The following is a 13,542-nucleotide window of genomic DNA, read 5'->3' on the forward strand; positions in this document are numbered from 1 at the left end:
TTTAGTAATGGAACAATATAAGTTAGAATAACAACGGCAACCAAAGTTACCGACTATTTTAATTTTATGGGGGTTTAGCTCAGTTGGTAGAGCGCCTGCTTTGCAAGCAGGATGTCAGCGGTTCGAGTCCGCTAACCTCCATTGGATCTAATTTTGATAAATGTGCGATCGCTTTGAATATCTCAAAGCAAACATCCCTAAATCAAAACCCCATTCTCTACTACAGAATGGGTTATAGCACATGCTAGTACCGCAAGGCGGAATTCAAAATTCAAAATTCAAAATGAATACAGGGTGAGCGTTCTCTTGATTTGGAATGGGTGGTTTATTTACGCTGTGCTGTACTAGTCAAGCAGTTAAGGGATAGATAAGTTGGTGTTGCATCCAATTGCCCTAATATTCAAAGTCGTACTTAGTTAGATAAATCTTTGGGCTAAGATAGTCGGATAAAGTACTGCTACAATAGGCATCTTAGTTGGCATCATTAAGAGCCAGTTAATCAAAATTTTACTTCTATATACATTAGGGGGTTATTTGAAAAAGCGTCCATTGGGCTTAGTGGCAATTGTTCTCTACAAATCATTTACGGCCTTGCTGCTTATGGTTACTTCGATCGCTTTATTATTGACGTTAAAAAATTATCAAAATCTAGAGGCTTTTTCAGACGATTATGTTTTAGAAGGTAAATCGATAATCATTGATTGGGTTTTACAAAAAGTTATCAACTTAAATCCCAGAACTCTGGCATTTAGCGGCGTTGGCGCAGGAATATATGCTATTGTAACTGGTATTGAAGCTGTTGGTTTGTGGTATGAAAAACGGTGGGCACATATTTTAGTATTGGTACTTGTCGGTATCAGCATTCCACCAGAAATTTATGAATTGATTAGGGGGATATCTCCTCTTAAGATATTGGTTTTTTTATTAAACTTAGCAGTCTTTGTGTATCTATTCCGCAATTTTCCCAAACATAAAAAATAACTTTTATTCTGTTATATGGTCTATTGTTAAAAGTAACAACTGAGCAATATCTAACGCCAAACTAAGACCCCAAGTTGTACAATCGCTAGAAATACAATCTGGAGAGCGACTTGCCTAAAACGATTCACTCTACTCAACCACCACTGAAATTTATTCCCCAACGCCTTAATCTGCCAATACTCCAGATTGTTCGGTGGTTATTGCCGATCGCACTACGATTTCGCACTCGCCCTTGGCTACCGGCTGGTATTGTCAGGGTTGAAGCCAAGAATGTTGAGGTATTGGCTGAACTTTATCAACAATTCCAGGCGGGAAAAATTCGCTTTTTGTTGGCATTTCGTCACCCAGAGGTAGAAGATCCCCTCTGTATGTTGTATTTGCTTTCTCACATTGTGCCACGGGTAGCTCGTCAGAAAGGTATTACACTGCGATCGCTTGTTCATAGCTATTTTCTCTACGATCGCGGAATGACGGTTTGGGCTGGAGATTGGCTAGCTTGGTTGTTTTCCCGGCTGGGGGGTGTGCCAGTTCATCGCGGTAGGCGACTAGATCGGCAAGCTATTCAAACAGCACGAGAGTTGTTTGCTAATGGGAAAGTACCGATCGCAGTCGCACCCGAAGGAGGTACTAATGGTCATAGTGGCATTGTTAGCCCACTGGAACCTGGTGTTGCTCAAATGGGGTTCTGGTGTGCAGAAGACTTGCATAAAGCCAACCGGACTGAGACTGTGATTATTGTACCGATCGCCATCCAGTATCGCTACGTTGAGCCACCTTGGTCTAAGCTGGATTGGCTCTTAAGTAAGTTGGAAGCTGATAGCGGCTTGGCAGTTAAGGAAATTGATTCGGGCGATCAAAAAGAGATTTATTATCAACGCCTCTGTAGGTTAGCTGAATATCTGATTACCGAGATGGAAGAGTTTTATCGTCGCTTCTATCATCAAGACATTCCAAAAACCATCTTAAGTGATGAATCTGCTAGTCCTAATCAGGTGTTGATTAACCGACTTCATTGCTTACTGGATAAAGCTTTACAAGTTACCGAACAGCATTTTGGAGTTCAAGCGCAGGGTAATTTTATTGACCGATGTCGCCGCTTAGAAGAGGCTGGCTGGAATTACATTTATCGAGAAGATTTGCCAGATATCAATGCTATACCAGCGTTTAAACGTGGTTTGGCAGACTGGATTGCAGAGGAAGCAGACTTGCGAATGCGGCACATGCGAATTGTGGAAAGCTTTGTTGCAGTTACAGCTACTTATATTCAAGAACAACCAACGGCGGAACGGTTTGCGGAAACAGCTTTACTTGTATTCGATATGCTTTCTAGAATTCAGGATACAACACTCCCAGGACGACCGCGCTTAGGTTTGCGACAAGCACAAATTACTGTGGGAGAGCCAATTTCAGTTACAGAACGTTGGTCAAATTCTCAGGGCGATCGCCAGGCATCTAGACAAGCTGTGAGTGATTTAACAAAAGATTTGCAAATCGCTTTAGAGAAGATGATTAGCTAAGTAGCCAGACGTAAATCAATTCAAGTTTGTAGTGAGGACTTCAGTTTTGATAAACCTTACATGAGCGATTCATCGCTCACTACAAACAAGGATTTTATTACATGTCTAAATTATGCTATCTACTTGGCAAAACTTCTAAGACTTTTTAGCTCGAATTTTGTCAAAGATCGCACCTTCATCAAAGAATTTTTGCTGAATCTTGTTCCATCCTCCTAAATCTTCAGCTTTGAAGATAGTTTTAATTTTGGGAAAATTGCCTTCTGTTTCTTTTGTAACAGTTAAGTCAACGGGACGAAATCCTAATTTAGTAAACTCTCGTTGTGAGTCGGGGGTGTAAATAAATTTAACAAATGCTTCAGCAATTGCGCGAGTCCCATGTTTATCGACATTTTTATCTACAACAGCAACAGGATTTTCGATGGAGATATTTACATCGGGGACAACGTATGAGATTTTTTTGCCATTTTTTGCTAGCAAAATCATCTCGTTTTCGTAATTGAGCAAAACATCACCTTTATTATCGTTGAAAAACAGTTCAGTGGCATTTCGAGCTGTTTTAGGTAACAAAGGTGCATTTTTATAGACCTTGGAAATAAAGTCTATTGCTTGATTTTCATTTCCACCAGTTTTTGTCACAGAACCCCAAAGACTAAGAAAGTTCCAGCGAGCGCCGCCAGAGCTTCTGGGGTCAGGTGTAACCACATTTACGCCATCTCGTGCCAAATCTGCCCACGTTTTGATATTTTTGGGATTACCTTCACGAATGGCGATCGCATCTAGAGATTTGGTAACAATTGCATTGTTAGGCGCTTCTTTTTCCCAACCCGGTTGAATAAAACCTGCCTCAACAAGTTTATTAATGTCCAGCGCAAGTGACAGGTGTACTACGTCAGCTTCCTTACCGTCAATTACCGCAATAGTCTGCGAACCTGAGCCATCATAGCTTTGATTGAAAGTGATGTTTTGGTTATGTTCTTTCTTCCACTGCTTGATAAATTTAGGAATGATCTGCGGACTCCAAATGCAAAACTCGAAAATAAAATTTACGTTCATCAGAACAAAAGTACTATATTAACTTGATATGAAAAAAAAGGAGCCTGACTCAGGCTCCTTAATAAAAACTAGTAATAGAATTGTGACTACTTGATAGTCACCTTACCGCCAGCTTCTTCGATGCGCTTCTTAGCATCTTCAGCAGCATCCTTAGCAATACCTTCTTTAACTGCCTTGGGCGCAGCTTCTACCAAGTCTTTCGCTTCTTTCAGACCCAAACCGGTCAATTCCCGGACAATCTTCAGCACGGCAATCTTTTTATCAGCTGGGACTGAATCAAGAATTACTTCAAACTCGGTTTGCTCAACAGCTTCTTCAGCAGGAGCAGCACCACCACCACCAGGCATCATCATCATGCCACCAACGGGTGCAGCAGCACTCACGCCAAAAGCTTCTTCAATTTGCTTGACTAGCTCAGAAGCTTCTAGCAAAGACAGTTTTTTTAGGTCTTCTAAAATTTGATCGGTTGCAGCAGACATTGATATAACTCCTGTAATTTTGATTATTTATTAGTCATTAGCTTTTGACTATTGACTGATGAACCACGAAGTCTATTCAGCAGCAGTTTCAGTGCTGCTATCAGCAACAGTTGCGGTTTCGGCACTGCTATCTTGGACAGCAGCAGTTTCGGTGCTACCACCACTTTGCTCTTGGTCGGCCACAGCCTGTAAAGCACGAGCCAGTGAACCAGGAACTTCGTTGATACCCACAGCAATCTTGGTAGCCAAGGCGTTGATAGCTCCAGCAATTTGCGCGATAAGTTGTTCCTTAGATGGCAAGTCTCCCAGTATCTTGACATCAGGTTCTTTGAGTAGGCGACCTTCCAGGACACCACCGCGAAGTTCTGTCTTCTTGGTGACTTTTTGGAATTCTTGGTATGCCTTAATTGCCGATGAAAAATCTTCTTTTACCAGCAAAAAAGCGGAAGAACCATTGAGCAATTCTGACAAAGGCTGCCATTTTTCATTACCTTTAATGGCAATGCCCATCAGGGTGTTCTTTGTCACCTTACAAACGGTGCCACTGGGACGTAGCCGCCGCCGTAAGTCTGTGATTTCCGAAACTGTTAGCCCCTGATAGTCAATTACCAGTGCCAGAGTTGAATTACTCAAAGTTTCTTTGAGGTCAGCTACTATCTCTTTTTTATTTTCTAGTGTTCTACCCATTCCAATCTCACCTCCTTAAAACAATCGGTGATTGCCCTACTTGTACGTTTCTTCTAAACCTGAACCCAAACAACAAACCCCGACTAATTTAGCCGGGGTTGAGTATTAAGACTCGTGATGCCATAGTTATCACACCTTTCGGGGTGGTAATTTTGACAATTAGAGTTTTAACCTCGGCAGGATATTTAAGCTATTAGCACCTGCTGTCTTCGGCTTTGCCTATTTAATTAAGTACTGGTGATTGGGTATTGGGTTAAATGATGAAAATTGGGTATTACCCAGTCTCCAGTCCCCAGTCCCCAGTCGCCAGTCCTTTTTAAGCTGCTTCGCTCAGTTTTAAATCTCGTAGGGCGGTGACATCAATTTTAATTGATGGCCCCATTGTGGCTGACACATAAAATGTGCGCCAATAACGACCTTTAGCTCCTGAAGGACGGTTACGGTCAATCGTCTCCTGCAATGCCTTCAGGTTGACTAACAAATCTTCAGGCGAGAAGGTTGTCTTACCAAACATAACATGGACAATACCAGTTCGGTCGGCTCGGAATTCTAGTTTACCAGCTTTGAATTCTGCGATCGCACCTGCTAAATCAAATGTTACGGTTCCACCTTTGGGCGATGGCATCAAACCACGCGGCCCAAGCAGCTTACCCAACTTTGCCACTTGTGGCATCACATCGGGCGTGGCAATCAGCTTGTCAAAATCCATTCTACCTTTCTGGATTTCGTCAATCAGTTCTTCTGAACCGACTATATCAGCACCAGCGTTGCTCGCTTCGTTTACTTTTTCGCCTCTGGCTATCACTGCCACGCGAACGATTTGTCCTGTACCTTTAGGCAGTGCTACCGTTGTCCGCAACTGTTGGTCTGTATATTTGGGGTCAATTCCCAATCGGATATGGGCTTCGGCAGCTTCAACAAATTTAGCTGTTGCTGTGTCTTTAAGAAGGGCTAAAGCCTCTAAAGGATGATAATCCTTCTCTTCTACTTTTGCTTGCAGCGTCTGCAAACGACGCGATATTTTTACCATTTTTTTCTCCTGGGGTAATTCCGAAGCTTCGCCTCTCCCCCGATAATTTTTAGTTATTTGTCCTTTGTCCTTTGTCTTTCGTCAGTTACCAATGACTAATGACCAATGACCAATGACTAATCCGTGACTGTTATACCCATATTCTTAGCCGTTCCTCCCACAATCTTCATTGCCGCGTCGATGTCGTTGGCATTGAGGTCGGGGAGTTTGGTTTGGGCTATTTCTTGCAATTGTGCTTTAGTTATTGACCCAACCTTCTTTTTGTTGGGTTCATTCGAGCCTTTTTCAACTTTCGCTGCTTTCCGAATCAGCACTGATGCTGGTGGCGTTTTGAGTACAAATGTAAAACTCCGGTCTTCAAAAACCGAAATTTCTACAGGTATCACCATTCCAGCTTGGTCTGCTGTTTTGGCGTTGTACTCTTTGCAGAACATCATGATGTTAACACCATGTTGACCCAAGGCGGGCCCGACTGGTGGTGCTGGGTTGGCTTTTCCAGCATTCAGGGCCAGTTTAATGACCGCCACTACTTTCTTCGCCATTTGTATTTAACTCTGTTTCTCTACCTGATTAAATTCCAGTTCTACTGGTGTATCCCTGCCGAAAATTGAGAGCAAGGCTTTAAGTTTACTCCGTTCTGGAGACACTTCAATTACCTCGCCTTCAAAGTCTTTAAATGGCCCAGAAAGCACCATTATCTTATCACCAGTAGCCATGTCAATTTTGACAACAGCTTCTTGTTCGCTGGTTTGTTTGAATATGCGTTCAACTTCTGAACCACTCAGTGGTATGGGGTGGACATGACCGCGACCCTTGCTGCTACCACGTTTTTGTTCTGAGCCGACAAAGTTAATTACATGAGAGGTGTTTCGTACCACCTGCCAGGTATCATCATCCATCATCATCCGCACCAACACATAACCAGGAAAAACTTTTTCTTCTGTATGCTGGCGACTGCCGTCTTTGCGGATTTTCACCGCCGGCGTTTGCGGAATTTCTACTTGGATAATTTTGTCCGCTACATCAAAAGTTTGAATGCGTTGCTCCAAGTTAGTCTTTACACGCTTTTCACAGCCTGAAGCTACTTGCACAGCATACCAGCGTGCTTCTTTTGACGCTGCTTCTGCTGTTTCTGTTGTTTCCTCCGACTGCAACGTGGAGTTGCGAGGTTCGTCTGTTGCAAAAGTCATCAGAACACCTGTTTTGCTGCCCAACCAAACAATCCATCGACCAAGTATATCAAAGATGCGGAGAGTGCCACCATTAACAACACAGCAGCTGATTCGCTCACTATCTGTTTACGACTGGGCCAAACTACTTTGTCAAGTTCTTCTTTGGTTCCCTGTATGAAGTTGCCTAAGCTAAACCCATTTGTAGTTTCTGGCAATTCTGCTTCACTTTTTTTAGCCACGACGGTTTATCCCCCGGTTTCTTAGTCAATTTTGGATTTTGGATTTTAGATTTATTCCATTTCAGTCCAAAGTAATCAATTTCAGATTTTGGATTGAGAAGAAATCTAAAATTCGGTTATCCAGTTTTGCAGTTTCGACTCTATTTTACTTAGTTAACTGAAAGCAAAACAACTGCAAATACAATAAGTTTACCCGAAATTATTATCGCTAGCTGCTGAATTAGCAACTGCGTAATTATTTCGGGCTTTGTTTTTTGCTCTTGAGCGCGCCCTGGAGGACTTGAACCCCCGACATCAGGTTTTGGAGACCTGCGTTCTACCAACTGAACTAAGAGCGCACAAGCTGTTTTTTATTCAGTCATTGCGCTGAACTAAATTTTAGTTTAACGCAACAAGCGATTTCTATCATACTTCAATTTCGTTGATAAAACAAGTTAGCGGCAGATGCCGCTTGAGATTTCTCCCATAATGAAAGAAGTTTGAATCACAAAGGGCGGTCAAACCGTTGCTTAATCCGGGTTGCCTTACCTACGCGATCGCGGAGATAATAAAGTTTAGCACGGCGGACTTTACCGCGACGTAATACTTTGATGCTGTCAATGCGGGGAGAATGCAACAAAAATACGCGCTCAACACCTACACCTTGAAAAACCTTACGGACTGTAATAGTTTCGTTGATGCCACCATTGCGTTTGGCAATGACTACTCCTTCGTAGGGTTGTACCCGGAATTTTTCGCCTTCTTTAATTTTCACTCCTACTTTTACTGTATCGCCCACATAAATGTCGGGCAGATTAGATTTTATGTGTTCCGCTTCAATGGAGCGGATAATCTCTTGAGCGTTCATAGTCTTTCTGTCTGCTTAAAAAAAACCCACGATCATCAATCATAAATCGATAATCCTATTTCAGTCTACTTCTACTTATTAGAGATTGAGAATTTTACTGAGACAAGACCCGATAGATCGAAGCTATATTGCAAAATGCTGTACCACAGGTGGAAATTTATGAAATTTAGCGTCGTCATCAGTACTTATAATCGCTTGAACTTGCTGAAAAGAGCAATTGAGTCGGCTTGGAACCAAACCATTGAGTGTGAGGTGGTTGTTGCCGATGACTGTTCTTCTGATGATACCCAAACCTATCTCAAAAGCTTAGGGGATAAGGTTGTTTACCATCGGAATGAAGTTAACCTTGGCCATGCAGCAACGGTAAATGCTGGAGTTGCCAAAGCTAGCGGCGACTGGATTAAGTTTTTGGATGATGACGACTATTTAGCGCCTAATTGCATAGAAGAGATGGCTAAAGCGATCGCACTTCGTCCCGATGCTGTAATCTGCTCTTGTGTGGCGGCTCAGGTGGATGGTAATGAAGTTGAACTCAGTCGCACCCCACAAGTAGGCCCTGGTTTAGCTTTTTATATCCCCCAAGCCGATATTCACTACGGTATGCTATTAGAGCTTGTACCCTTTGGCACACCTGTACAAGTAGCTTGCCGTCGTGATGCTTTTCTACAAACTGGTGGTTGGGACTCCACCCTTGATGCTAACTGTGATGACATCGATTCGTGGATTCGGATTGCCCAGTTTGGCGATGCCATTTTCTTCAACCAGTGTCTTGCTTACCGCACTATCTGGACTGGTGCGTATAATCAAAAGTTTTCTTTGTCTCGGCGGTTGGCGACAAATATTTTGATGAAGGAAAAAATTTACGCCCTGGTAAATGAGCAACATCGCTCAAAGATTCCCGGATTTCAAGATATAAAAAATTACCTGAAACTCCATTGGATTTTAGTATCACTGAAGCAAAAAAATCTCAAGAGCTTTGTTTCAATGATAGATTCTTCTATACTTTCTCCTAACTCTTGGAAGTTTTTGCTAACTGCTGCCTCATCACGCCGTTCTCAGGGACAAAATTCTGAGGTTCGTAAACTTGTATTGATTGAGTCTTAGTACTGTGTAAAATTTAAATTGATAGTTCAGTAATTTCGTAGTAAGGACTTTATCACTTAATTTTATAAGCACTAAAGTGCTTACTACAAAGACTCCTGCCTCCTTCAATCTGGTAAGGCTTGGCATTCCACGGTAGAGTCACTTCCATATCACTTATACGGACTTCCAGATTCTAATGCTGCATTGCCTATCTACTTCAGGTTTCAGAATTTTGGAATTTTTCCCCGATTTATTGAGCCGTTATTGAATAAATCTTTAAAGCTAAGTAAGTAGTTAGAAGCGCTATTAGTCAATTTTTCGCGCTGCTGACTAATCTTGAGTTGTTGCTAAATACCTCAAGAATTATGTTGATTTACACTTATTACTTATCTTTATTTTTTATACATATATCAAAGATTATGCGAATCATACATATTTTGAACCACGTTCAAGAAATAGGTAACGGTATTGTAAATGTGGCTGTGGATCTGGCTTGTTTACAGGCAAAATCTGGCTATGAGGTAGCGGTTATTTCTGCTGGTGGTGAATACGAAAAATTACTAAATATATATGGTGTCAAACACTACCAACTAGACCAAACTAGAAAACCGAGAAGTATTATCAAAGCGGCTGTACGTTACCGGGCGATCGCAGCAGAATTTCAGCCGGATATCGTTCATGCTCACATGATGACGGGAGTAATTTTAGCACGCATTTTTAAAGGCAATAAATATACTTTAGTTTCCACAGTCCATAACGAATTTCAGCGTTCTAGTGTGCTGATGGGTTTAGCTGACAGAGTAATTGCCGTTAGCAAAGCGGTGCGAGATTCTATGGAAAAGCGGGGTATCCCAGAAGACAAGTTGCGGGTAGTATGCAATGGAACTTTGGGCAGTCCTCGCACCCGGCAAATACAAGATTATCAACCTTTAGAGTTACAACGTCCAGCGATCGCTACTGTAGCCGGAATGTATCAACGCAAAGGTATTGCTGAGTTAATCGCTGCCTTTGAACAAATTGCCCCAGATTTTCCCCAAGCACACCTTTATTTGGTAGGCAATGGCCCTGATAAACAGCTATTTGAGGCACAAGCACAGGCAACTTCTGTAAAAGAACGGATTCATTTTGAAGGCTTCCAGCCGGAACCTCAACGCTACCTGATATCTTGTGACATATTTGTGTTAGCTTCCCATCGAGATCCTTGCCCTTTGGTACTTTCCGAAGCTAGGGAAGCTGGAATCGCGATCGTTGGCACTCAAGTAGATGGGATTCCTGAAGCTTTAGACAATGGGCAAGCAGGTCTTTTAGTGCCAGCAAAAGATAGTAAGGCTTTAGCTGGGGTTTTAGTCCAATTACTCAGTAATGCCGATATGCTGCATGAGTGGAAAAATCGGGCAAATCAAAACCTCGAATGGTTGAGTGTTGCCCGCGTTCATCAGGAAACATTGGCAGTCTATTGTGATTAAAGGGAATTGGGAATTGCTACTTTCCCCAGTCCCCAGTCCCCAGTCCCTAGTCCCTAATAACCATGTAGCGATCGCTTTAATTTTAAAGCTACACCTAAAGCACCAAAGGCTACTATACCCAAAACGTTAGTTGACTCAGGAATGGCGGTATAATAAGCAGCGACTCTAATAGGCCCATCCTTATCTGCTTTATCTGATGGCACTGGTGGAATGATTCCAGCGCCTGGTGCTAGATTTGGTAGGGTAGCGAAGGGATTGTAAAAGAGGCTTCCGTTTGGAATTACGCCACCACTAAAAGTAATAGTACTGCCACTGATGGTAATGTCTGTAAAAATATCCTTTAGATTGGGGTTATTAGAGTAACCAATTTTTCCATCTCCATTAACATCTCCCCACTCCACAGGCTCATTATTATATGCTGGAGTAGAATCAGTATTACTATAGGACAGCGTTTTTAAATCAAAGACTAAGCTTTCTATATCGTACCCAGTGTTATTTAGAAAGTTATTAGCTACATCTGGAACACCATATTCTATTACTTGCCCTGGTTGATAATCTGTAAGAATTCTTGGGCTTTTAGTGTTGAGTATGTCTGGATCTTGAGTCGTCACAATGGATTCTACCAAGATAACGGCTCTCGCTGGTGTCAAAGACAAAAAACTAATTCCTACTGCTCCTAGAAGAGATAAGGCTATTTTGGTTACTATTGTCATATTTCTGTCCTCTTCGATATTGGTTGAGAAAATGCTATGCCGGGTGGGTTAAATCAAACAGCAAAACCTCACCTTTGAACTGCTATATACTTGCTAGATAAATAGCAGTTAATGTGTGCCTGCTCAGTGAGTTTACATATACTCGTATGTTGATTTATAAAGCAATTCTTGTAAAGCTCTATCACAATAACTAGTAATTTCACGCAATCTTTATAAAAAATCTCAGTTATAACTTATGCGTTGACAAATTCAGCAATATGTTATTTGAGAAATGTGATTTATATCCTCAGTGTGCCTCTCCCCACCTATGGTATACACAAAGTTGAAACCTCACCCTGGTTCTGCTACGCAAAACCTGTCCCTCTCCTTGGTAAGAAGAGGGATTAAAGTCAGGACAGGGTATTGTAGTTCGGCACGAATTGCCCGCGTCGCATATACAAATTAAATACGCAACAGCTTATCAGGGATTCAAATCAATTTTTTCGTAAATCTACGTAACCTGATAAACACTGGCTTTGCCCAATTTCCACCCAGCAAATCGTGCAGCAGAATATAAAAACAGGGGATGATAAATAATGTCAGCATTGTAGAGATCGCCATCCCAAAGAAAACTACAATCCCTAAAGGCTGCAAAAACTCAGAACCTTCCCCAATACCTAATGCTAAGGGGAACAGTCCCAAGATAGTGGTGACTGTGGTCATGATAATCGGGCGCAAGCGTTGGGGAGCAGCTTTCACGATCGCAATTTGGCGACTACAACCTTCTTCATCCCGAATTTGATTCGCAAGTTCTACCATGAGAATTCCCGCATTCACAACAATTCCCACCAGCAGCACGACACCAACAATTACAGTTGCGCCGATCGCAGTTTTGGTAATGTAAAGTCCAAAAATTCCTCCAGCTAACGCCAGTGGGATGGTGAACAGAATTACCAATGGGTCAATTAGCGAATTGTATTGCACCGCCATAACTACAAAGATTAAGAACGTTGCCAACGCCCCCAAAGTTTTTAAAGCATCTTGAAGTTGCTGATTAGTTTCTTGGGCAGAACTAGGCACAATTGAAACGCCATCAGGTAAGTCTACATCCTTGAGTACCTCGTTGACTTCTGCGATCGCTCCGGCTTTAAACAACCTCTGTTGCCGTTCTGAATCTGCCTGAGCTTGCAGAACCTCTAACCGTGCCTTTTCAACGTCAGCACGGGCATTACTTACCTGATTATTTGCCCTAGCTACTTCTGATTTCAGGGCTGCTAGTTCAGCTTCTGCTTGCTTTAATCCGGTCGAAAGTATGGCATCATCTAACTGCCCGACGTTTTGCCCAAGCTTTACTGTATCGCCCACATCCAGGTTCAAAGCCAACAAGCGACCTTCTACTTGCGATCGCAGTGATACAATACGGAAGGGTGTTGTATTACCTATGTATTCTAGTTGTTTTTCCAGCAACTCAGTTCGAGCGATCACCACATCTACAGGTGTTACACGACTACCTTCCTTATTACCAGGACTCTGAGATTCTGCATCTGCTGATTCTTTGGGCGACGAGCCACAACTTGCCGTCAGCAGTCCAATAGCTACCAAACAAGACATTAATAAACTTCTTACATAAGTGGAGCAAAGGAAGTAATTTTCTCCTTTCCCTTTTCCACCTGTTGAACAAATACTGTTTGCAATAAGTCTACTCTTGAAATCTGCGGTAGCCACCTCGCTCTTCACAACTGCATCTAACTGGCTATTAATTAGTTGGTTAGCGACTACGGGATCTTTCATTTTCACCTGTTTGTGCGGCTTATTTGTGTCCAAAATCATTTACTTTTCTCCTATTGGGGAGCTTTTGGGGTTAAACAGCCGTGTTATTACCAAGTAATTTTTAGAGATATCATTAACAAAAAACGGCGAGAATGCATAAGCTGTGTGACAGTAATTTTTGGCATCAAAAAGTACTGTTTTCCCACAAAAGTCTAAAACTTCTCACCGCTCTACTTCTTACGCAGAGGTAGGTAGATAATCTTCTTGCAGTTAACAAATTATAAACTTAGTATAAATATTTTTCAGTTTTCTGGAATCTACCTATAGGAGAAACCTAGTTTTTTCTAAAGATATGAAACTTTTTTGCTCCACATCATAATTTGAGCGCTATTACAACGATCAATCGCTTTTGTTTTTATATTAGGACTTGATTTATTGAACGTGTGTAAAACCCCGTCCCCTCGTGGGCGGGGATGTAAGCACGGTTAAATTAGGGGGTTCGATGCCCCCTAATTTAACACTATCC

14 protein-coding genes, 2 tRNA genes and 1 other annotated feature are annotated in these 13,542 nt (G+C 42.1%); of the genes, 5 read left to right on the plus strand and 11 right to left on the minus strand.

The window, feature by feature from the left end:
* The first annotated feature begins 68 nt into the window (after positions 1-68).
* The 3 genes from V7K38_RS25165 to V7K38_RS25175 all read left to right on the plus strand — a co-directional run bounded on the left by V7K38_RS25165 (position 69) and on the right by V7K38_RS25175 (position 2,498).
* Positions 69-141: transfer RNA gene (locus V7K38_RS25165), tRNA-Ala, on the plus strand.
* A gap of 393 nt (positions 142-534) precedes the next feature.
* The gene (locus tag V7K38_RS25170) at positions 535-981 is read left to right on the plus strand and encodes a DUF2127 domain-containing protein (protein WP_334861736.1); all 447 of its coding nucleotides are present in this window, start codon (positions 535-537) and stop codon (positions 979-981) included.
* A 110-nt stretch (positions 982-1,091) separates the two neighbouring features.
* Positions 1,092-2,498 carry a lysophospholipid acyltransferase family protein gene (locus V7K38_RS25175; protein ID WP_334861738.1) on the plus strand — a complete coding sequence of 469 codons (1,407 nt, stop codon included), beginning with the start codon at positions 1,092-1,094 and terminating at the stop codon, positions 2,496-2,498.
* Positions 2,499-2,633: 135 nt separating this feature from the next.
* Here V7K38_RS25175 and V7K38_RS25180 read toward each other — a convergent pair whose 3' ends face one another.
* From V7K38_RS25180 to rplS, 9 genes are all read right to left on the minus strand, one after another.
* Positions 2,634-3,551: a sulfate ABC transporter substrate-binding protein gene (locus tag V7K38_RS25180; RefSeq protein WP_334861740.1), complete on the minus strand. Its 918-nt coding sequence runs from the start codon at positions 3,549-3,551 to the stop codon at positions 2,634-2,636.
* Positions 3,552-3,637: 86 nt separating this feature from the next.
* Positions 3,638-4,030, minus strand: coding sequence for a 50S ribosomal protein L7/L12 (rplL, locus tag V7K38_RS25185; protein ID WP_334861742.1), 393 nt, complete (start codon positions 4,028-4,030; stop codon positions 3,638-3,640).
* A 72-nt stretch (positions 4,031-4,102) separates the two neighbouring features.
* Positions 4,103-4,717 carry a 50S ribosomal protein L10 gene (gene rplJ, locus V7K38_RS25190; RefSeq protein WP_334861744.1) on the minus strand — a complete coding sequence of 205 codons (615 nt, stop codon included), beginning with the start codon at positions 4,715-4,717 and terminating at the stop codon, positions 4,103-4,105.
* 62 nt (positions 4,718-4,779) lie between these two features.
* Positions 4,780-4,948, minus strand: a sequence feature (ribosomal protein L10 leader region).
* Between the two features lie 85 nt (positions 4,949-5,033).
* Entirely contained in the window at positions 5,034-5,747 is a 714-nt protein-coding gene (gene rplA, locus V7K38_RS25195) for a 50S ribosomal protein L1 (RefSeq protein WP_334861746.1), read from the minus strand.
* A gap of 116 nt (positions 5,748-5,863) precedes the next feature.
* A complete protein-coding gene (gene rplK, locus V7K38_RS25200; protein ID WP_334861748.1) occupies positions 5,864-6,289 on the minus strand; it encodes a 50S ribosomal protein L11 in 426 nt (141 codons plus the stop codon).
* Positions 6,290-6,295: 6 nt separating this feature from the next.
* A complete protein-coding gene (gene nusG / locus V7K38_RS25205) occupies positions 6,296-6,937 on the minus strand; it encodes a transcription termination/antitermination protein NusG (protein WP_334861750.1) in 642 nt (213 codons plus the stop codon).
* Positions 6,937-7,158, minus strand: coding sequence for a preprotein translocase subunit SecE (gene secE / locus V7K38_RS25210; RefSeq protein ID WP_094331819.1), 222 nt, complete (start codon positions 7,156-7,158; stop codon positions 6,937-6,939). Before secE ends, nusG begins: the two co-directional genes overlap by 1 nt.
* 265 nt (positions 7,159-7,423) lie before the next feature.
* Positions 7,424-7,496 (minus strand) — tRNA-Trp (locus tag V7K38_RS25215).
* A gap of 146 nt (positions 7,497-7,642) precedes the next feature.
* The gene (rplS, locus tag V7K38_RS25220; RefSeq protein ID WP_334861752.1) at positions 7,643-8,005 is read right to left on the minus strand and encodes a 50S ribosomal protein L19; all 363 of its coding nucleotides are present in this window, start codon (positions 8,003-8,005) and stop codon (positions 7,643-7,645) included.
* Between the two features lie 159 nt (positions 8,006-8,164).
* Between rplS and V7K38_RS25225 the strand changes: the two genes are divergently transcribed.
* Together V7K38_RS25225 and V7K38_RS25230 are read left to right on the plus strand one after the other, a co-directional pair.
* Entirely contained in the window at positions 8,165-9,109 is a 945-nt protein-coding gene (locus V7K38_RS25225) for a glycosyltransferase family 2 protein (RefSeq protein ID WP_334861754.1), read from the plus strand.
* Positions 9,110-9,507: 398 nt separating this feature from the next.
* Positions 9,508-10,554: a glycosyltransferase family 4 protein gene (locus tag V7K38_RS25230; RefSeq protein ID WP_334861756.1), complete on the plus strand. Its 1,047-nt coding sequence runs from the start codon at positions 9,508-9,510 to the stop codon at positions 10,552-10,554.
* A 53-nt stretch (positions 10,555-10,607) separates the two neighbouring features.
* Here V7K38_RS25230 and V7K38_RS25235 read toward each other — a convergent pair whose 3' ends face one another.
* Complete coding sequence (locus V7K38_RS25235; RefSeq protein ID WP_334861758.1) at positions 10,608-11,267, minus strand: hypothetical protein; 660 nt, start codon at positions 11,265-11,267, stop codon at positions 10,608-10,610.
* A 468-nt stretch (positions 11,268-11,735) separates the two neighbouring features.
* Entirely contained in the window at positions 11,736-13,076 is a 1,341-nt protein-coding gene (locus tag V7K38_RS25240; RefSeq protein WP_334861760.1) for an efflux RND transporter permease subunit, read from the minus strand.
* Positions 13,077-13,542: the final 466 nt, after the last annotated feature.

This window comes from Nostoc sp., from assembly GCF_036917465.1.
Taxonomy (GTDB): Bacteria; Cyanobacteriota; Cyanobacteriia; order Cyanobacteriales; family Nostocaceae; genus Nostoc.